The following is a 22,772-nucleotide window of genomic DNA, read 5'->3' as shown; positions in this document are numbered from 1 at the left end:
GAGTCCGAACAGCGATGCGCGCAAGGGGGTTTCGGCGGTCAGGTCGAACCCGTGCCGCGCGGCCTGGGCGATCGCTTCCGGGACCTCCTCCTCGCCGATCTGCCGTACCGGCATCTCCACCATGTAGTCCGTCGCGTCGAGGACACGCTGGACCGGCACGCCGTCCTCGCCCTCGGGGAAGACCGTGCGCAGCGACTCATGGCGCACGACGACGTCGGACAGGGCCGCGCGCAGGGCGTCGCGGTCCAGCGGGCCGGTGAGCCGCAGGGCGATGGGCATGTTGTACGTGACGGACTCAGGGCCCTCGAAGCGGTTGAGGAACCACAGGCGGCGCTGCGCGAACGACAGCGGGATCTTCGCGGGGCGGCGCGCCGGGACCAGCGCCGTGCGGGCGCCCTGCGCGTCTGCCATGCGCGCGATCAGCTGCGCGACGGTCGGCGCCTCGAACATCGCGCGGGGCGGGACCTCCATGCCGAACACCGCACGGATGCGGCTGATCACACGGGTGGCGTGCAGCGAGTGGCCGCCCAGTTCGAAGAAGCTGTCGTCGATACCGACCCGCTCCACGCCGAGCACCTCGGCGAAGACCGCGCACAAGACTTCCTCGCGGGCGTCACGCGGGCCACGTACGCGCCGCGCCTCGACGTAGTCGGGGGCGGGCAGGGCACGCCGATCGACCTTGCGGTGGGCGGTCAGGGGCAGCTCGGGCAGGGTGACCACGGCGGCCGGGACCATGAACTCGGGCAGCAGCTCACCTACGTACTGCCGGATCTGGCCCGGTTCAACGGTGGCACCCGACGTCACCGGCACGACGTAGGCGACCAGGCGTTTGTCGCCCGGACGGTCCTCACGGGCCATCACCGTGGTCTGAGCGACCTCGGGGTGGGACAGCAGCGCCGCCTCGATCTCGCCCAGTTCAATGCGGAAGCCGCGGACCTTGACCTGCTCGTCCGCCCGCCCGACGTATTCGAGCTGACCGTCGCAGCGGCGGCGCACCACGTCACCCGTCCGGTACATCCGCACCCCCGCCCCCGCGAACGGGTCGGGGATAAAACGCTCCGCCGTCAGCGCGGGACGGTTCAGATAGCCACGCGCCAACTGTGCGCCGGACAAATACAGTTCACCGGCCACTCCGGTTGGCACTGGCCGCAACGACGCGTCCAGCACATAGGCGCGGGTGTTCCACACCGGCCGCCCGATCGGCGGCACGCCGGTCATGTCTGGCGTCAGCGGCTCACTGGACGTGGACGCCACCGTCGCCTCGGTCGGACCGTAGATGTTGACCATCCGGCGATTACGCGACCACGTACGAGCCACCTCCGCCGAACACGCCTCACCCGCCACCACTAGCGTCAACCCCGACGGAAGCCCGCCGGACTCCCCCAGCACCGGCAACGTCGCCGGCGGCAGCGTCGCATGCGTCACCCCGAACTCCGATATCAACTCCGAGAGTTGTGCACCCGGAACCAGCCGCTCCGCCGACCCCAGCACCAGCGCCGCACCGGCCAGCCACGCCGGCCACACATCCGCCACCGCCGCATCAAAACTCGGCGACGCAAACTGCAACAACCGGCTCCCGCCGTCCACCCCCAGCCGCATGATGTGATCCCGGGCCAGATTCACCACACCCGCATGACCGACCACCACACCCTTCGGCCGACCCGACGAACCCGACGTATAGATCACATACGCCGGGTGCGACGGCGACAGGGCACAGCTCCGCTCCTCATCCCGGACATCCGCACCCGACTCCAAAGCCACCGCATCCGCTAGGTCCTCAAGGACCAGGCTGTTCAACCCATTTGGTACGACATTGGAGACGGCCTGCGAGGTCAACGTCACCGCGGGGCGGGCGTCGCCGAGCATGTACGCGATGCGCTCCGCCGGGTACTTCGGATCCACCGGAACGTACGCAGCACCCGCCTTCAACACCGCCAGCATCGCCACCAACAACTCCGGCGACCGCGGCAGCACCAACGCCACCAGACCCTCAGGCCCCACACCCCGACCCGCCAAAACTCGGGCCAGACGATTCGCCCGCGCATTCAGCTCCGCATACGACAGCTGAACGTCCTCGAACAGCACCGCCGTCGCCTTAGGCGTCCGCGCCACCTGCTCCTCGAACACCACCGGCAACGACACCCACGGAACCTCAACCCGCTCCCCCTGCCAACCCGACAGCAACTCCCCGCGCTCCTGGGCGGAGAGGACCTCCAGCTCCCCGACGTGGCACTCGGGATCCGCCACCACCGCGGCCAGCACACGGCTGAACCGCTCCACCAATCCCTCGACCGTCACCCGGTCGAACAGATCCGTGGCGAACTCGAAGGCACCGACGAGCCCCGCCGGGCCGCCGTCGTCCCCGTGCTGCTCGTGCACGCCCAGTTGGAGGTCGAACTTCGCGGCGCCGTCCCCCGTCGACTCGCTCGTGAAGGTCAGCCCGGGGAGCCGGAACTCGGCCTGCTCGTTGTTCTGGAAGGTCAGCATCACCTGGAACAGCGGGTGGCGGGACAGCGACCGCTCAGGGTTGAGGATCTCGACGAGGTGCTCAAAGGGCACGTCCTGGTGCGCGTACGCGGCCAGGTCCGACTCGCGGACCCGCTCCACCAGCTGACGGAACGTCGGGTCACCGGACAGATCGGTACGCAGCACTAGGGTGTTGATGAAGAAGCCGACCAGATCGTCCAGCGCCTCGTCCGTACGGCCGGCGATCGGCGAGCCGATCGCGATGTCCGTCCCGGCTCCGAGCCGCGACAACAGCGCGGCGAACGCCGCCTGCACCACCATGAACACACTCGCACCCGACTCGCGCGCAAGGTCGACCAGGCCCTGGTGGATCTCCGCGCCCACCTCGAAGACCAACCGGTCGCCACGGTGCGAGGCCACCGCCGGGCGGGGCCGGTCGGTCGGAAGCTCCAACTGCTCGGGCAGGAATGCCAGTTGGTTCGTCCAGTACGCGAGCTGCTGACCGAGCAGGCTGTCGTGGTCGTTCTCGTCGCCCAGCAGCTCCCGCTGCCACAGTGCGTAGTCCGCGTACTGCACCGGCAGCGGCGCCCACTCCGGAGCCCCGCCGGCCGCCCGCGCCTCGTACGCCGCCGCCACGTCCCGCCCCAGCGGCGCCATCGACCAGCCGTCGCCAGCGACGTGGTGCAAGACGACCACGAGGACGTGCTGGTCCTCGCCCAGCGCGAAGAGCCGGGCCCGGAAGGGGATCTCGGCGCTCAGGTCGAAGCCCTGGTTCGCCACGGCCGCGACGGCCGTCCGGACCTCCGCTTCGGCGATCTCCGCGACGGGCAGGGGCAGGCTGACCTCTTCGGGGGCCACGATCTTCTGGTACGGAGTGCCTTCCGCGTTCTCCAGGAGGAGCGTCCGCAGGCTCTCGTGCCGTGCGACGACGTCCTGGAGCGCGAGTCCGAGCACCTCCCTGTTCAGCTCGCCGGAGAGGCGGAGCGCGATGGGCACGTTGTACGTGCCCGACGCCGGTCCCTGGATGCGGTTCAGGAGCCAGAGCCCGCGCTGGGCGGGTGACAGGGGGATCTCCGCGGGGCGCGGCCGAGGTGTCAGCGCGGCACGGGCGGCTGCGGCGTCCTCGACCCGGCCCGCCAGTTGGAGCACGGTCGGGCCTTCGAAGAGGGCACGCAGCGGCAGTTCGACGTTCAGGACGGTGCGGATGCGGCTGATGACGCGGGTGGCGAGCAGGGAGTGCCCGCCGAGGTCGAAGAAGCTGTCGTCGATGCCGACGCGGTCCGCGCCAAGCACCTCGGCGAAGATCTCGCACAGGGCGCGTTCACGTTCCGTGCGCGGGGCACGGAAGGCCACGACCGTCGCGTAGTCGGGGGCGGGCAGGGCGCGCCGATCGACCTTGCGGTGGGCGGTCAGGGGCAGCTCGGGCAGGGTGACCACGGCGGCCGGGACCATGAACTCGGGCAGCAGCTCACCTACGTACTGCCGGATCTGGCCCGGTTCAACGGTGGCACCCGACGTCACCGGCACGACGTAGGCGACCAGGCGTTTGTCGCCCGGACGGTCCTCACGGGCCATCACCGTGGTCTGAGCGACCTCGGGGTGGGACAGCAGCGCCGCCTCGATCTCGCCCAGTTCAATGCGGAAGCCGCGGACCTTGACCTGCTCGTCCGCCCGCCCGACGTATTCGAGCTGGCCGTCGCGGCGGCGGCGCACCACGTCGCCGGTCCGGTACATCCGCTCCCCCGGGCCCGCGAACGGGTCCGGCACGAACCGCTCCGCCGTCAGAGCCTGACGGTTCAGGTAGCCGCGGGCCAGTTGCGCGCCCGCCAGGTACAGCTCGCCGGGGACGCCTGCGGGGACGGGACGCAGGCGGTCGTCCAGGACATAGGCGCGGGTGTTCCACACCGGCCGCCCGATCGGCGGCACACCGGTCATGTCTGGCGTCAGCGGCTCACTGGACGTGGACGCCACCGTCGCCTCGGTCGGACCGTAAATGTTCACCATCCGACGCCCACGCGACCATGTGCGGGCCACCTCCGCCGAACACGCCTCACCCGCCACCACCAGCGTCAACCCCGACGGAAGCCCGCCGGACTCCCCCAGCACCGGCAACGTCGCCGGCGGCAGCGTCGCATGCGTCACCCCGAACTCCGATATCAACTCCGAGAGTTGTGCACCCGGAACCAGCCGCTCCGCCGACCCCAGCACCAGCGCCGCACCGGCCAGCCACGCCGGCCAGATGTCCGCCACCGCAGCGTCAAAGCTCGGCGACGCAAACTGCAACAACCGGCTCCCGCCGTCCACCCCCAGCCGCATGATGTGATCCCGGGCCAGATTCACCACACCCGCATGCCCGACCACCACACCCTTCGGCCGACCCGACGAACCCGACGTATAGATCACATACGCCGGGTGCGACGGCGACAGGGCACAGCTCCGCTCCTCATCCCGGACATCCGCACCCGACTCCAAAGCCACCGCATCCGCTAGGTCCTCAAGGAGCAGCACCTGGTGGTTCTCCGGCACGACGCTTCGTACGGACGCGTCGGTGATCACCACGGCGGGGGCGGCATCACCCAGGACGTACGCAATGCGCTCGGCCGGGTACTTCGGATCCACCGGAACGTACGCAGCACCCGCCTTCAACACCGCCAGCATCGCCACCAACAACTCCGGCGACCGCGGCAGCACCAACGCCACCAGACCCTCAGGCCCCACACCCCGACCCGCCAAAACTCGGGCCAGACGATTCGCCCGCGCATTCAGCTCCGCATACGACAGCTGAACGTCCTCGAACAGCACCGCCGTCGCCTTAGGCGTCCGCGCCACCTGCTCCTCGAACGCCACCGGCAACGACACCCACGGAACCTCAACCCGCTCCCCCTGCCAACCCGACAACAGGCCATCGCGCTCCGCGCCGGACAGGATCTCCAGCTCCCAGACCGGGCGGTCAGAGTCGGCGACCACGGCGGACAGCAGCCGCCCGAACCGCTCCACCAATCCCTCGACCGTCACCCGGTCGAACAGATCCGTGGCGAACTCGAAACCACCCTCCAGGCCCGCCGGCATACCGTCACCGTCGAACCGCTCGGAGAGCCCCAGCGAGAGGTCGAACTTCGCAGCGGCGCTGTCGTTCGGCTCGACGCTCAGCGCGACGCCGGGCAGCTGGAGATCGGGCCTGCTCTGGTTCTGGAACGCCAGCGCCACCTGGAAGAGCGGGTGGCGCGACATGGACCGGGCCGGGTTGAGCACCTCGACCAGGTGCTCGAAGGGGACGTCCTGGTGTGCATAGGCGTCGAGGTCCACCTCGCGTACACGATCGATCAGTTGACGGAACGTCGGGTTGCCGGAGAGGTCCGTCCGGAGCACGAGCGTGTTGATGAAGAAGCCGACCAGGTCGTCCAGCGCCTCGTCCGTGCGCCCGGCCACGGGCGTGCCGATCGGGATGTCCGTCCCCGCGCCCATCCGCGACAGCAGCGTCGCGAACGCCGCCTGCACCACCATGAACACACTCGCACCCGACTCCCCCGCCAGGGCGGCGAGACCACGGTGCACGGCGGCGTCCAGCGTGAACTCGACGTTGTCGCCCCGGTATGTCGCGACGGCGGGCCTGGCGCGGTCCACGGGCAGCTCCAGCTGCTCCGGCAGACCGGTCAAGGTACCTTTCCAGTAGGCGATTTGACGGCTCAGCAGACTGTTGGGGTCGTTCTCGTCGCCCAGCAGCTCCCGCTGCCACATCGCGTAGTCGGCGTATTGCACCGGCAGCGGCTCCCAGCCCGTAGCGCCACCACCAACCCGCGCCTCGTACGCCTCCGCCACATCCCGCGCCAGCGGCGCCATCGACCAGCCGTCACCGGCGATGTGGTGCAGCACCACCACCAAGAGGTGCTCGTCCTCGCTCAGCACGAACAGGCGTGCCCTCATGGGGGCGTCGACCGTGACGTCGAAGCCCTCGCCCCGAAAGGCCGACGCGGCGGCGGCGAGCTCCGCCTCGCCTTCGCCCGTCGACACGGAGTCCATCCCTGCCCAGGCCTGGTCCGTGTCGAGGATGCGCTGGTACGGGGTGCCGTCGGGGCCCTCGGGGAAGACCGTGCGCAGCGACTCGTGGCGCTCCATGACGTCCCTCAGCGCGGCGGCGAGCGCGTCCCGGTCCAGGGTGCCGGTCAGACGCAGCGTGACGGGCAGGTTGTACGTGGCGGCCGCGGCGCCCTCGAGCCGGTTGAGGAACCAGAGCCGACGCTGGGAAAAAGACAGAGGAATCATCAGTTCTCCTTGGGGCGCGGCATGCGCCGCAGTGCGGGCCGCTGCGACTTCTGTGCGGTTCCCAGCTGTTCGGTCAACGTGGCCACGTTCGGTGCTTCGAAGACGGCGCGCAGTGGCAGCTCGGCGCCGAGGCGGGTGCGGATGCGGCTGATCAGGCGGGTGGCGAGCAGGGAGTGTCCGCCCAGCTCGAAGAAGCTGTCGTCGATGCCGACGCGCTCCACTCCGAGCACTTCGGCGAAGATCTCGCACAGGGCGCGTTCACGTTCCGTGCGAGGCGCGCGGAACGCCGCGACCGTGGCGTAGTCGGGGGCGGGCAGGGCACGCCGGTCCAGCTTGCCGTTCGCCGTCAGGGGCAGGGCGTCCAGGACCACGACCGCCGCCGGGACCATGAACTCCGGCAGCCGCTCACCGACGTACCGGCGCATCTCCCTGTTCACCAGCTCCGTGTCGCGGACCTGCTCGGTGGAGTCGGTGTTCGACGGGACGACGTAGGCGACGAGGCGTTTGCCGCCGGGCTGGTCCTCGCGGGCCACGACCACGACCTGGGCGACATCCGGGTGCGAGGCGACGACTGCTTCGACCTCGCCGAGTTCCACGCGGAAGCCGCGGATCTTGACCTGGAAGTCGGCGCGGCCCAGGAACTCGACCGTGCCGTCGGCACGCCAGCGGGCCAGGTCACCGGAGCGGTACATGCGTTCACCCGGACCCGCGAACGGGTCGGCGGTGAACCGCTCGGCTGTTAGGGCCGGGCGGTTGAGGTAGCCGCGGGCCAGTTGTGCGCCGGCCAGGTAGAGCTCACCGGCTACGCCGACCGGGACCGGGCGCAACGACTCGTCCAGGACGTAGACGCGGCTGTTGGCCACCGGGGTGCCGATCGACGGCAGCACAGGCCACTCCGCCGGATCACCCTCCAACGACAGGGCCGTCACCACATGGGTCTCGGTCGGCCCGTAGTAGTTGTGCACCCGCCGCCCCGGCACCGACGCGAAGAACTCCCGCACCGCACCATGCAACGCCAGCGCCTCACCGGCCTGCGCCACATCCGTCAACCCAGGCAGGCCCACGCCGAGTTCAGCCGCCGCCTCGGCGACCGCCTCCACCATCGGCATCGGAGCGAACAGCTCGCCCACCTCGTGCTGGGCGAACCAGCGGACCAGCTCCGCCGCGCCCCGCCGAGTCTCGTCACGCGGCACCATCAGCGTCTTGCCCGACCACAGCGCCGAGAACATCTCGTGTGCCGCCGCATCAAAGCCCAGGGCGGCGAACTGGCCTGTGCGTCGTCCCGCTCCGCCGGGGAGCACCTGGGCGTGCCAGGCCAGCAGGTTCACCATCGCGCCCGCCGGGAACACCACACCCTTCGGGCGTCCCGTCGATCCGGAGGTGTACATCACGTACACCGGGTGCTCGGGCCGCAGAAGCACACCACCGCGCTCCGCATCGGACAGATCGGCATCCGCGTACCCGGACACCGCCTCGCTTGTGACCTCGACGCCCCGACCGGACAGTTTGTCGGGCAGCCGCGCCAGCGTCTGCTCCGAGCCGAGCACACACACCGGGTCGGCGTCCTCGAACATGTACGCAATCCGGTCCGCGGGATACGCTGGGTCGACCGGCACGTACGCCGCCCCCGACTTCACCACCGCCAGCAAAGCCACAGGCAACCACTCCGAACGCGGCAGCATCAACGCCACCACACGCTCCGGACCGGCACCCTTCTCCACCAACAAACGCGCCAGACGATTCGCCCGCGCGTTCACCTCGGCATACGACAGCTCCACGCCTTCAAACACCACGGCCGTCGCCTCAGGAGTCCGCGCCACCTGCGCCTCAAAACCCTCCGGCAACGACACCCACGGAACCTCGACCTCCGTGGCGTTCCGAACCTCCAGCAGCTCACGCCGCTCAGCCTCCGACAGCACCTCCAGCCCACCCACCGGCCGGCCGGCATCAGCCACCACCCCGGCCAGCACACGACCGAACCGCTCCGCCAACCCCTCGACCGTCCCCCGGTCGAACAAGTCGGTGGAGAACTCCAAGAGGCAGCCCATGCCCCCGGCGTTCGCCTCCCGCTCGGTGATCCTGAGGAGGAGGTCGAACTTGGACGACGCGGTCTCTGCGAGTTCTGCGGTGAGGGTGAGCCTGGGCAGATCGAGGACGGCTTGTTCGTTGTTCTGGAAGGCGAGCATCACCTGGAACAGCGGGTGACGCGACATCGAGCGTTCCGGATTGAGGACCTCCACCAAGTGCTCGAACGGCACATCCTGGTGCGCGTACGCCGCCAGGTCCGTCTCCCGCACCCGCTCCACCAGCTCACGGAACGTCGGATCACCTGACAGATCCGTCCGCAGCACCAGCGTGTTCACGAAGAACCCGACCAAATCGTCCAGCGCCTCATCCGTACGCCCCGCGATCGGCGTACCGATCGGGATGTCCGTCCCCGCGCCCATCCGCGACAACAGTGCCGCGAACGCCGCCCGCACCACCATGAACACACTCGCACCCGACTCCCGGGCCAGCTCGGCCAGGCCCGCGTGGATCTCAGGGGCGACCTCAAAGGCCACTTCCTCGCCCCGGAAGGACGCCATCGCCGGGCGGGGGCGGTCCGTGGGCAGCTCCAACTGGTCTGGCAGGCCGGCTAGTTGACGCTTCCAGTACGCGAGCTGGCGGGCCAGCAAGCTGTCCGGCTCGGACTCGTCGCCGAGCAGCTCGCGCTGCCACAGCGCGTAGTCCGCGTAGTGCACCGGCAGCGGCTCCCACTCGGGAGCGCGGCCCTCGGCCCGTGCCTCGTACGCCTCCGCGACGTCACGCGCCAGCGGTGCCATCGACCAGCCGTCGCCCGCGATGTGGTGCAGCACGACCACTAGCACGTACACGTCCTCGGCCAGGGTGAAGAGCCTGGCGCGCAGAGGGACGTCGGCCGTCAGGTCGAAGCCTCGCTCGACCTGCTCCATCACCAGATCCTGGAGGTGCTCCTCCGTCACCGGGGTCACGTCGAGGGCCGGCCAGGCACCCTCGCCATCGGTGATCTCGTGGAGTTCGCGGACCTTCTGGAACGGGACGCCGTCCGCGCCCTCGGGGAAGACCGTGCGCAGCGACTCGTGCCGGACGACGACGTCCCGCAGCGCCGCCGCCAGCGCCTCGCGGTCCAGTTCGCCGGTGAGCCGCAGGGCGACGGGCATGTTGTACGTGGCGGCCTCGGCGCCCTCGAAGCGGTTGAGGAACCACATCCTGCGCTGGGCGAAGGACAGCGGGACCTCGGCGGGGCGGTCCATGGGGGCCAGTGGCGCCCGCGCGTCGCCGGCCTCCGCCAGCCACTCCGCGAGCCGGGCGACGCTCGGCGCTTCGAACAGGGCGCGCAGCGGAAGCTCCACGCCGAGCACCGTGCGGACCCGGCTCACCACGCGGGTGGCGAGCAACGAGTGTCCGCCCAGGTCGAAGAAGCCGTCGTCGATGCCGACCTTCTCCACGCCGAGCACCTCGGCGAAGACCGCGCACAAGACTTCCTCTCGGCCATCGCGGGGCGCGCGGCCCGATCTCCCTCGCAAGCCCTTGAGGTCGGGGGCGGGCAGGGCCCGGACGTCGAGCTTGCCGTGGGCGGTCAACGGGAGGTCGGCGAGGACCACGACCGCGGCCGGGACCATCTGGTCGGGGAGGCGTCCGGCGAGGGACTTCACGACGGCGTCGGGGGACGGTGCCGTGCCGGGTGCGGGGACGGCGTAGGCGACGAGGCGCTTGTCCCCCGGCTGGTCCTCGCGCAGCAGGACCGTGGCGTGGTCGATGTCCGGATCCTGGGTGAGGGCGGCTTCGATCTCGCCGGGTTCGATGCGGAAACCGCGCAGCTGGATCTGCGCGTCCGCGCGCCCCACGTAGGCGAGGGTGCCGTCCGTCCGCCACTTCACGAGGTCGCCGGTGCGGTACATGCGCTCGCCGCCGGCCGTGAACGGGCAGGCCACGAACCGCTCCGCCGTGACGGCGGCGCGCGCGGCGTAGCCGCGGGCCAACTGAGCCCCAGCGACGTAGAGTTCGCCGACCACGCCGACCGGCACCGGGCGCAGCCCTCCGTCCAGGACGAAGGCACGGGTACCGCCCTGAGGGCGGCCGATCGGCACTCCGGACGGCGGCAGTGCCTCGCCGGGGCTCACGCGGTGTTCGGTGACGTTCACGGTCGTCTCGGTCGGCCCGTAGGCGTTAACGACGTGGGCCTGCGGGTGGCGGCGGCGCCACTCCGCCACGTCCGACCCGGCCAAGGCCTCGCCGCCCAGGACCAGTTCGGCCGTCGGCGAGAACTCGTCCGGCAGGGTCAACAGCAGCGGTACGTGGCTCGGCGTCGCCTTCATGAAAGTCGGGGCCTGGCGCCGGCGCGCCGGGTCCGAGGCCTCCGGTGTCCGCAGCAGGTCGGTCACGCGGGCACGTCCGCCCGACACCAGGGGCAACAGCACGGACGCCACCGTCATGTCGAACGTGACCGGTGACTGCCAGGCCACCACGCCCGACGCCTCCGGGTGGGCCGCCCGCGCCCAGCCCAAGTAGGCGGTCAGCGAACGGTGTTCAACGACCACGCCCTTCGGCTGGCCCGTCGATCCGGAGGTGTAGACGACGTACGCTGCGTTTTGCGGGCGCGGGCCGAAGCTGCCCGTGTCGCCCAGGTCAGCCGTGTCGGCAGTGTCGGCGGTCTGCTCGTCCACGAGGACACGCGCCAGGCCGCTCGGCAGCGGCGCCGTTGTCCCGGCTGTCGTCACCGCGCACACCGGCCGCATGTCCTGGCACATCAGGGCGATGCGCCGCGCCGGATACTCCTCGTCGACGGGCAGGAAGACCGCTCCCGCCTTCCACACGGCCACCATCGCCACCACGAACTCCGCCGAGCGGGGCAGCGCCACCGCCACCGCGCGCTCGGGCCCGGCTCCCCGGGTCACGAGGACCCGCGCCAGTTGCTCGGCCCGCGCGTCCAGTTCCGCGTACGACAGGGCGTCGTCCCCGCACTCGACCGCCACGGCGTCCGGCACCCGCGCCACCTGCTCGGCGAACAGGTGGAGCGCCGTGGCGCCCGCCGCCAAGTCACCGCAGGGCCCGGTCAAGGGCTCGCCGTCCGCCCCCGCGCTCCACTCGTCAAGGACCAGGCGCCGCTCGCGCGGCGACAGCAGCTCCGCCGATGTCACCGGGCGCTCCGGATCCGTGACGAACGCACGCAGCAGGCGCTCGAACCGGCGGGCGATGCCGTCGCCGGTGTCGCGGTCGAACAGGTCGACGCAGTAGGTGAGTTCGCCGGTGATGCCGTCAGGACGGCGGTTCGCGTCGAAGGACTCGTTGAGGCTGACGGACAGGTCGAATTTGACCGCTTCCAGTTCTGCGGGCTCGCTGGCGAGGACGAGGCCGGGGAGTTCGAGGCGAGGGGGGCTGGTGTTCTGGAAGGCCAGCATCACCTGGAACAGCGGGTGCCTCGACAAGGAGCGGACGGGGTTCAGGACGTCCACGAGGTGCTCGAACGGCACGTCCTGGTGGGCGTAGGCCCGCAGGTCGGCTTCCCGTACGCGCTCGACCAGTTCGCGGAAGGTGGGGGCACCGGACACGTCCGTGCGCAGCACCAGCGTGTTGACGAAGAAGCCGACCAGGTCATCCAGCGCCTCGTCCGTGCGGCCCGCCACCGGCGAGCCGATCGGGATGTCCGTGCCGGCGCCGAGGCGCGACAGGAGGGCCGCGAACGCCGCCTGCACCACCATGAAGACGCTCGCGCCGCTCTCGCGCGCGAGAGTGGTGAGGTCCTGGTGGAGCCGTGCGTCGAAGTGGACGGGCACATGGGCGCCGCGGTGGGTGGCCGCGGCGGGGCGGGGCCGATCCGCCGGAAGCTCCAGTTGTTCGGGGATTCCGGACAGGTGGTGCGTCCAGTACGCGACCTGCCGGCCCAGCACGCTCGTGGGGTCGGAGCCGTCGCCGAGCAACTCCCGCTGCCAGATCGAGTAGTCGGCGTACTGCACCGGCAGCGGCTCCCACTCCGGGGCGCGGCCGTCGGCCCGCGCCTCGTAGGCCTCCGCGACGTCCCGCGCCAGCGGCGCCATCGACCAGCCGTCTCCCGCGATGTGGTGGAGCACCACGAACAGGACGTGCGTGGTGTCGTCGAGGGTGAACAGCTGGGCGCGCAGCGGTAGTTCGACGGTGACGTCGAAGCCGCGGGCGGTCTCCCGGGCCAGGGCCTCGGAGAGCACCGCCTCCGTGACCCGGGTCAGCGGAAGCTCGACGCCGGCGTCGGCCGGGTCGACGATCCGCTGCCGGGGGGTGCCGTCGGGGCCCTCGGGGAAGACCGTGCGCAGGCACTCGTGGCGGGCGACGACGTCGCCGAGCGCCGCCGCTAGGGCGTCGCGGTCCAGGGCACCGGTCAGGCGCAGCGCGATGGGCATGTTGTATGTGGCGGCCTGGGCGCCTTCGAGACGGTTGAGGAACCACAGCCGCTGCTGGGCAAAGGACAGGGGCAGGTCCGCCGTGGGGGTCCTGCGGGTCAGCACGGCGCGGGCGCCGTCGGCGTCGGCGAGGCGGCGGGCCAGCCGGGCCACGCTCGGCGCCTCGAACAGGGCGCGCAGCGGCAGCTCCACGCCGAGCACCGTGCGGACCCGGCTCACCAGGCGGGTGGCAAGCAGCGAGTGGCCGCCCAGGTCGAAGAAGCTGTCCTCGGGGCCGACCCGGTCCAGGTCGAGGACTTCGGCGAACAGTCCGCACAGCACGTCCTCGTGCGCGGTGCGCGGTGCCCGGCCGTGCGGGGCGGCGGAGAAGTCGGGGACCGGCAGGGCCTTGCGGTCGAGCTTGCCGTTAACGGTCACGGGCAGCGCGGCCAGGACGACGACAGCGGCGGGCACCATGTACTCCGGCAGCCGGGCGCCCACGAACTGTCGCAGGTCGGCCGGTTCGACGGTGGTGCCAGCGGCGGGGACGACGTACGCGACGAGGCGAGGGTCGCGGCCCTCGCCTGTGTGGACGGTGACGACGGCCTGTGCGACGGCCGGGTGGGCGGCGACGGCCGACTCGACCTCGCCGAGCTCCACGCGGAAGCCGCGGATCTTCACCTGGAAGTCGGTGCGCCCGAGGAACTCGATGTTCCCGTCGGCCCGCCACCGCACCAGGTCCCCGGTGCGGTACATGCGCCGCCCAGCGGGGTCGTACGGGTTCGCGACGAACCGGTCCGCGGTCAGCCCAGGCCTGCCCACATAGCCGCGGGCCAACTGCACGCCGGATACGTAGAGTTCGCCGGGCACGCCCGCCGGGACCGGCCGCAGCCGCTCGTCCAGGACATAGGCGCGGGTGTTCCACACGGGCGCGCCGATCGGCACGCTCGGGGCCCCGGGCTCGTGGCGGACCACCCAGCGGGTGACGTCGATGGACGCCTCGGTGGGGCCGTACAGATTGAACAGTCCCGAGTCCAGGGTCTCGCGGAACTTCTCCGCGAGTTCGAGGGAGGTGGCCTCGCCGCCGAGGATCACCGTGTGCAGCGTCGTGCACGTGGAGGCGGTCGGCTCCGCGAGGAACACGGCGAGCATGGACGGCACGAACTGCAGCGTCGTGACCCGCTGGGCGCGGATGACCTCGACGAGATAAGCGGGGTCGCGGTGCCCGCCCGGATCGGCGACTACCAGGGTCGCGCCGACCTGCAGGGCCCAGAAGAACTCCCAGACGGAGACGTCGAAGCCGGTCGGCGTCTTCTGCAGGATGCGGTCGCCGGCCCGCTGCGGATGTTTGGCCTGCATCCACGCGAGGCGGTTCACGATGGCGTCGTGCGGGATCAGTACGCCCTTGGGGCGGCCGGTGGAGCCGGAGGTGTAGATCACGTACGCGGGGTGCGAGAGCTCCAGGGGCGCGGCCCGGTCGGCGTCGCCCAGGTCGGTGGCGGGCCGGTCGGCGAGCGAGGCACGAAGGCCTGGATCGTCGAGGACGAGGACGGGCAGGTCGCACGGCAGCAGGTCCATGGTGTCGGCCGCGGTGAGGACGCACACGGGGCGCGCGTCGTCGAGCATGTACGCGATCCGGTCGGCCGGGTATTCGGGGTCGACGGGAAGGTAGGCCGCGCCGGCCTTCACGGTGGCGTACACCGCGACGACCTGGTCGACGGACCTGGGCAGGGCGAGCGCGACGAGCCGCTCCGGGCCCGCCCCCTGCTCGACGAGCAGGCGAGCCAGCCGGTTGGCGCTGGCGTTGAGTTCCGCGTAGGTCAGTTCGATGTCCCCGTGGACCACGGCCGTCGCGTCCGGGGTGCGCGCCACCTGCGCCTCGAACAGGACCGACAGGGGCGCCTGCCGCACCGGGGTGTCGGTGCTGTTCCACTCCTCGACGATCCGCCGCCGCTCCTCGGGCGCCAGTACGTCGAGGGCCGCGACGGGCCGGTCCGGGTCATGGACCACACTGCGCAGGACACGCTCGAAACGGGCCACCAGTTCCTCGGCCGTGTCCCGGTCGTACAGGTCGGTGGCGAACTCCAGTACGCCCGCGAGGCCCGCCTCGGCGCCGGTGTCCGTGCGCGACTCGTCGAGATAGACGCAGAGGTCGAAGCGGGCGGCCGGGGCGGCGGCCGGTTCGGGGGCGACGGTGAGGCCGGGGAGCCGCAGCTGTGGTTCCTCGACGTTCTGGAAGGCCAGCATCACTTGGAAGAGCGGGTGCGCCGCCATCGACCGGACCGGGTTGAGCACCTCTACGAGGTGCTCGAAGGGCACGTCTTGGTGCGCGTGCGCGGCCAGGTCGGTCTCGCGGACCCGGTCGAGCAGTTCGCGGAAGGTCGGGTCGCCGGACAGGTCGGTGCGGAGCACGAGCGTGTTCACGAAGAACCCGACGAGATCGTCGAGCGCCTCGTCCGTGCGCCCGGCCATCGGCGAGCCGATCGGGATGTCCGTCCCGGCCCCGAGCCGCGAGAGCAGCGCAGCGAACGCCGCCCGCACCACCATGAACACACTCGCGCCGGACTCACGGGCCAGGTCGGCGAGGCGTGCATGCAGCTCGGCGTCCAGCGTGAACGTCACGCTGTCACCGCGATAGGAGGCGACGGCGGGGCGCTGACGGTCCGTGGGGAGCGTCAACTGGTCAGGCAGATCGCTGAGTTGGGTCTTCCAGTAGGCGAGCTGACGACTGAGCAGGCTGTCGGGGTCGCGCTCGTCGCCGAGCAGCTCGCGCTGCCAGAGTGCGTAGTCGGCGTACTGCACCGGCAGCGGTTCCCACCGCGGGGCCCGGCCGGCAATACGCGCCACGTACGCGGCCTCCAGGTCGCGTGCCAGGGGTGCCATCGACCAGCCGTCACCGGCGATGTGGTGGAGCACGACGGACAGCACGTGCGTGGTGTCGTCGAGCGTGAAGAGCCAGGCTCGCAGGGGCAGTCCGTCGGTCAGGTCGAACCCGCAGCCCGCGGCCTCGGCCATACGCGCGGGCAGTTCGGCGGCAGTCACGGGGAGCACGTCCAGCCGCACGGTGGCCCGGTCGACGTCGAGGACGCGCTGGAAGGGGGTGCCGTCGGTGCCCTCGGGGAAGACGGTCCGCAGCGATTCATGGCGGCTGATGACATCACGCAGAGCCGCGGCGAGGGCATCACGGTCCAGGGTTCCGGTCAGGCGCAGGGCGATGGGCAAGTTGTACGTGGAGGTGGCCGAGCCCTCGAATCGGTTGAGGAACCAGAGCCGACGCTGGGCGAACGACAGGGGCACCTCCGCAGGGCGTGCGGCGGGCGACACCGCGACACGAGCGGCCGCGCCGTCGGCCTCGATCCGCTCGGCGAGCTGGACCACGGTGGGCCCCTCGAAGAGCGAGCGCAGGGGCAGCTCCACGCCCAGCCGGGTGCGAATGCGGCTGATCAGGCGGGTCGCCAGCAGGGAGTGGCCGCCCAGGTCGAAGAAGCTGTCGTCGATCCTGACCTTCTCCACGCCGAGCACCTCGGTGAAGGCCGCGCACAGCACCTGCTCATGACCGTTACGCGGACCACGGCCCTCATCGGCTGCCCCGTACTCGGGGGCGGGCAGAACGCGCCGGTCCAGCTTGCCGTTCGCCGTCAACGGCAGCGCGTCCAGGACCACGACCGCCGACGGCACCATGAACTCCGGCAGCCGCTCACCGACGTAGCGGCGTATATGCGGCGTATCCACGGTGGCCGTGGCGGCGTTCGACGGGATGACGTAGGCGACGAGGCACTTGCCGCCGGGCTGGTCCTCACGGGCCACCACTGCGACCTGGGCGATGTCGGGGTGGGTGGCGAGGACTGCTTCGACCTCACCGAGTTCCACCCGGAAACCGCGGATCTTCACCTGGAAGTCGGCCCGGCCCAGGAACTCCACCGTCCCGTCAGCCCGCCAGCGGGCCAGGTCACCCGAGCGGTACATACGCTCACCCGGACCCGCAAACGGATCCGCCACGAAACGCTCCGCCGTCAGGGCCGGGCGGTTGAGGTAACCGCGCGCCAGCTGCGCACCCGCCAGGTAGAGCTCACCGGCCACGCCGACCGGGACCGGGCGCAGCGAGGCATCCAGGACGTAGACACGGCTGTTGGCCACCGGAGTACCGATCGACGGCAACACCGGCCACTCCGCCGGATCACCCTCAAGGGAGAGTGCCGTCACCACGTGGGTTTCGGTGGGGCCGTAGTAGTTGTGCACCCGCCGCCCCGGCACCGACGCGAAGAACTCCCGCACCGCACCATGCAACGCCAGCGCCTCACCAGCCTGCGCCACATCCGTCAACCCAGGTAGATCCAGGCCGAGTTCGGCGGCTGCTTCGGCGACCGCCTCCACCATCGGCATCGGAGCGAACAGCTCACCGACCTCATGCTGGGCGAACCAGCGCACCAGCTCCGCCGCGCCCCGCCGTGTCTCATCCCGCGGCACCACCAGCGTCTTGCCCGACCACAGCGCCGAGAACATCTCATGCGCCGCCGCATCAAACCCCAGGGCGGCGAACTGACCCGTCCGCTTACCCACACCGCCAGTGAGAATCTGCGTATGCCAGGCCAGCAGGTTCACCATCGCGCCCGCCGGGAACACCACACCCTTCGGCCGCCCCGTCGACCCAGACGTGTACATCACATACACCGGGTGCTCCAGCCGCAGCACACCACCACGCTCCCCAATGGACAGATCCGCATCCGCGTACGCGTCCGAGGGCCCGGCGAGCGCCTGGGTCGTGGGCTCGTCCAGTACCACCTGCGCCCGGCCCCCCAGCACCGCCTCGTCCACCGGCCCGGCCGACACCACCGCCACCGGATCCGCATCCTGGAACATGTACGCGACCCGGTCCGCCGGATAGGCCGGGTCCACCGGCACGTACGCCGCCCCCGACTTCACCACCGCCAGCAAAGCCACCGGCAACCACTCCGAACGCGGCAGCATCAACGCCACCACACGCTCCGGACCAGCACCCTTCTCCACCAGCACACGCGCCAGACGATTCGCCCGCGCATTCAGCTCCGCGTAGGTGAGCCGGACGTCCTCGAACACCACCGCCGTCGCCTCAGGCGTCCGCGCCACCTGCGCCTCAAAGCCCGCCGGCAACGACACCCACGCAACCTCAACCCCGGTCGCATTGCGAACCTCCAGCAGCTCACGCCGCTCGACGTCCGACAGCACCTCCAGCCCACTCACCCGAACATTCGCATCAGCCACGGCCCCGGCCAGCACACGGCCGAACCGCTCCACCAGCCCCTCGACCGTCCCCCGGTCGAACAGGTCGGTGGAGAACTCCAGGAACCCCGTCAGACCGGCGGGCACGCCGTCGCCGTGCTGCTCGGTGATGTTGAGGAGCAGGGCGAACTTCGCCGTCCGGGTGTCAAGTTGGTCGATCTTTGTGGTGAGGCCGGGGAGTTCGAAGTGGGGCGCAGCGTTGTTCTGGAAGGCGAGCATCACCTGGAACAGCGGATGGGAGGCCATGGAGCGGACCGGGTTGAGCACTTCCACGAGGTGCTCGAACGGCACATCCTGGTGCGCGTACGCCGCCAGGTCGGTCTCGCGGACCCGCTCCACCAGCTCACGGAACGTCGGGTCGCCCGACAGGTCGGTCCGCAGCACCAGCGTGTTCACGAAGAACCCGACCAGGTCATCCAGCGCCTCATCCGTACGCCCGGCGATCGGCGTACCGATCGGGATGTCCGTGCCTGCGCCCATCCGCGACAGCAGAGCGGCGAATGCGGCCTGCACCACCATGAAGAGGCTGGCGTCGCTCTCCTGGGCCAGGGCGGCCAGAGCCCGATGCGTCTCGGGGCCGATCTCGACCGGCACGCTCTCGCCCCGGTGGGAGGACAGGGCCGGGCGGGGCCGGTCCGCGGGCAAGTCGAGATGCTCGGGAATGGCCTCCAAAGCCTTTGCCCAGTAGGCGAGTTGATGTGAGAGCCGACTCTTGGGGTCGTTCTCGTCGCCGAGGATGCGGTGCTGCCACAGGGTGTAGTCCGCGTACTGGACCGGCAGCGGCTTCCAGTCCGGGGACTTTCCCGCCACCCGCAGCTCGTACGCCGTCACCAGGTCCCGTGCGAGCGGGACCATCGACCAGCCGTCGCCCGCGATGTGGTGCATCACCAGGAGCAGCACGTGCTCGGTCGCGCCGAGGGTGAAGGCCGTTGCACGCAGTGGCAGTTCGAGGGTCAGGTCGAAGGTGTCGGCGGCGGCGCGGGTGAGCAGGTCCGGCAGGTCGTCGGCGGTCGCGGAGGCTGTGGCCAGGAGGTCGGCGGGGATCTCGTCGGGGTCCAGGATCTTCTGGTAGGGCGCTTCGTCCGGCCCTTCCGGGAAGACGGTGCGCAGCGACTCGTGCCGGACGACGACGTCGCGTAGCGCGGCGGCCAGCGCCTCGCGGTCCAGGTCGCCGGTGAGGCGTACGGCGAACGGCATGTTGTACGCGGTCGACGCCGGTCCTTCGAGGCGGTTGAGGAACCACAGCCGACGCTGCGCGAAGGAGAGCGGGAGCCAGTCGGGTCGTTGCGCGGGGACGAGGCCGACGCGGGTGGCCTGTTCGGCCGCGTCGACGCGCCGCGCGAGGCGGGCCACGGTGGGCGCCTCGAACAGGGCGCGTACCGGCAGTTCGACACCGAGTTCGGTGCGGACCCGGCTGAGCAGCCGGATCGACGTCAGGGACTGGCCGCCGAGCTCGAAGAAGCTGTCGTCGATGCCGGGCGTGTCGACGCCGAGGACCTCGGCGAACGCTCGGCAGAGGGTTTCCTCGCGTGGGGTGCGCGCGGTGCGCCGGGCCGTTGCTGCCGCGGGGGCCGGGAGCGGCAGCGCCGCGCGGTCCAGGGTGTGCCGGGCGGTGACGGGGAACGCATCGAGCACGACCACGGCCGTCGGCGCCTGTGCCTCGGGCAGGCGTTCGGCGGCGTGGAGCCGGATCGCCTCCGGGTGGGCTTCGGTCCCGGCCGGCGGCACGACATAGGCGGTGGTGACGGCGGTCCGGGCCGTGTCCTCGCGGACGACGGCCACCGCCTGACCGACGTGCGGGTGAGCGGCGACGGCGGCGGCGACCTCCGTATGCCAATCGGCGACGCTTCCGAACTCCACTGCGCGGCCTACGAGCTCGAGGCTTCCGTCGGCACGCCAGCGCGCGAGGTCGCCGCTGCGGTACATCCGCTCCCCCCGCGCGCCGTGCGGGTCGGCGACGAGGCGCTCGACGGTCCGCCCGGGACGGCCCGCGTAGCCGCGCGCCGACTGCTGCCCGGCCACGTACAGTTCACCGGTCACGCCGACGGGTGCCGGGCGCAGCGAGGCATCCAGGACGTACACCCGGGTTCCGGGCACGGGCCTGCCGATCGAGGCGCTACCGGGCTGAGCCGCGGTCTCGGCGTCCCCGGCCGTGGCGTGCACGGCGGTTTCCACCGGCGCGTACCCGGTGCACAGGGTGGCGCCGCCCAGTACGTCACCGAAGCGTGCGGCGAGATGAGGTGAAAGGGGTTCGCCGTCGCAAACGACGGTGCGCAGGGAGGGGTACGTCTCCGTGCCCGGCTCGTCGAGGTGGGCGAGGAGGGCGGCGAGCACGGTCGGGGTGGTGTGCAGGGCCGTGATCTGCCGGGTGGCGATGTCCGCGGCCAGGTCGGCGGCGACGCGGGCCGAGTCGCGCGGGGCCGCCGCGCGGTCGGGGACGACGAGCGTCGCACCGCCGCCCAACGCCCAGTGGCACTCCCACAGCGGCGAGGTCCCCTGCAGGACGCGGTCGCCGGGGCCCTGCGGGTGGCGGGTTCGCAGCCAGGCGAGTTGGTTGGCGAGTGCCGCGTACGTGGTGATCAGGCCCGTCGAACGGCTCACCTGCGCGGGGTGTGAGGGCAGCAGCGGCGCGGTGCGGTCCGCGTCGGTGACGTCGGCGTCCGACCGGTCGGCCAGCGCCTCCTCGGTGCGGGGCTCGCCCAGGCTGATGCGGGGCCGGGTCGGGGCCACCGGCCCTGGCGCGTGTGCGGAGGTGAGCACGCACACCGCCCGCGCCGCCTCCAGGACGTCAGCGTACGCGTCGGTCCCCCCGTCGGCCTCCGGGTCCAGCACCAGGCACGCCGCCCCCGCCTTCGCTACCGCGAGCAGCGTCACGGGCCAGTCTGCGGACCGGTTCCTGACCACGGCGACGGTGCGCTCCGGGCCCGCGCCGTGCTCGATGAGGAGCTGGGCGACCCGGTTGGCGCGGGCGTTCAGCCGCCCGTACGAGAGGACAGCGTCCTGCGCGAGCACCGCGGGCGCGTCCGGGGTGCGCTGCGCCAGCTCGGTTATCCGCTCCGCCGGCGCCGCGGTCCACTCCTGCGCGGCCGTGGCGTTCCAGGCGTCGAGGAGCAGCTTCCGTTCCTGGGCTGGCACCACGTCCAGCTCGCCGACGGCGCGGGCCGGCTCGGCCAGGGCCGCGGCCAGGGTGTGCTCGAACCGGGCGAGGTGCCAGGTGAGTTCGTCGGTGGTGTACAGGGTCTCGTTGCCGTCGAGGTGGATGACGAGCTGTTCGCCGCGTGCCGTGCCGTAGATGTCGAAGGCCAGGTCGTCGAGGGGGCCGTTGCCGAGGTTGAGAAGCTGGCCGGGGTGCCCGTCGAAAGTGAGACCGTCCTGGAGGCCCATGATGTTGACCAGCGGCCCGAAGGAACCGGTGGGGTCGGGGGACGGCGCGAAGTGGCGCTGGAGGTCCTCTTGGCGGTACCGCTGGTGGCGCAGCGCCTCCTTAACTGCCTGGGTGGTGCGCCCGATGAGCTGCCCGAAGTCGTCATCCGCGCGGACGACGAGCCGGAGCGGCACGACGTTCGCGGTCATGCCGGGGGTGCGGCGGGCAGTGAGGGTGACGCGGGCGGTGACGGGGAAGCCGAGCGTGACGTGGTCGGCGCCCGTCATGCGGTGCGCGTATAGCGCGACGGCGGCCGTGAGGACCACGGACCAGTGGGTGCGGGCGGCGCGGGCGGCGGCGACGAGGTCGTCGTTCAGGTCCGCGGCGAGGCGGATGGTGGCGCGCAGGGAGGAACCGCGCGAGGTGGCGGTGCGGCGCGACAGGCTGAACCGCGCGGGGCGGTCGGCCAGTTGGGTTTCCCAGTACGCCCGGTCCTCGGCGAAGTCCGGTGAGGAGCGGTACTCCTCGTCCTCCTCGACGAGTCCGGCGAGGGTCCCGAACGTCGGTTCGCCGCAGGGACGTCGTTCCGCGAGGGCGGTGTAGATCTGCGCGACACGGCGGGTGAACAAGGAGGCGCCGTAGCCGTCGATGACGGCGTGGTGGGCACGCGTGTACCAGAGGTGGCGGTCAGGCGAGAGGCGGAACAGGGCCAGGTCGTAGAGCCGGTCGGCGAGCAGGTCGACGGACCGGGCGCGGTCCTCGCGCATCCAGCGCAGGGCGGTCTCGGCAGGATCGGGCTCCGCCGACACGTCGTGGCACGTCAGGGCATCATGAGGGACGGGCATGGGTGTCTGCCACACGCCGTCGGCGTCCTCGGTGAAGCGGACGCGCAGGGCCTCGGCCTCGGTCAGGGCCGAGCCGACGGCGGCCCTGAAGAGGTCCGCGTCGACCGCGCCACGGATGTCGATGCACTGCGCGAGGCTGAAGTCCAGGTCGGTGAGCCCCTGCTGGTGGGCGAACCAGACACCGTGCTGCGCGGCGGACAA

2 protein-coding genes (1 of these 2 only partly in view) are annotated in these 22,772 nt (G+C 71.3%); both read right to left on the bottom strand.

Annotation, left to right across the window (positions count from 1 at the left end):
* Positions 1-6,729, bottom strand: partial view of a non-ribosomal peptide synthetase gene (locus BJ965_RS38550; RefSeq protein WP_184916550.1) — the beginning only. It extends 16,500 nt beyond the left edge of the window; the window shows 6,729 of its 23,229 coding nt (coding positions 1-6,729); its start codon is at positions 6,727-6,729; its stop codon lies beyond the left edge, outside the window.
* Positions 6,729-22,772 (bottom strand): non-ribosomal peptide synthetase, encoded by a 16,044-nt coding sequence (locus tag BJ965_RS38545; RefSeq protein WP_184916547.1) that lies wholly within the window; start codon positions 22,770-22,772, stop codon positions 6,729-6,731. The genes BJ965_RS38550 and BJ965_RS38545 overlap by 1 nt, the downstream gene beginning before the upstream one ends.

Origin of the sequence: Streptomyces luteogriseus (genome assembly GCF_014205055.1) — a bacterium.
In the GTDB taxonomy this organism is placed as follows: domain Bacteria; phylum Actinomycetota; class Actinomycetes; order Streptomycetales; family Streptomycetaceae; genus Streptomyces; species Streptomyces luteogriseus.
Note: the sequence above shows the minus strand (reverse complement) of the source record. Positions and strands in the feature narration are given on the sequence as shown.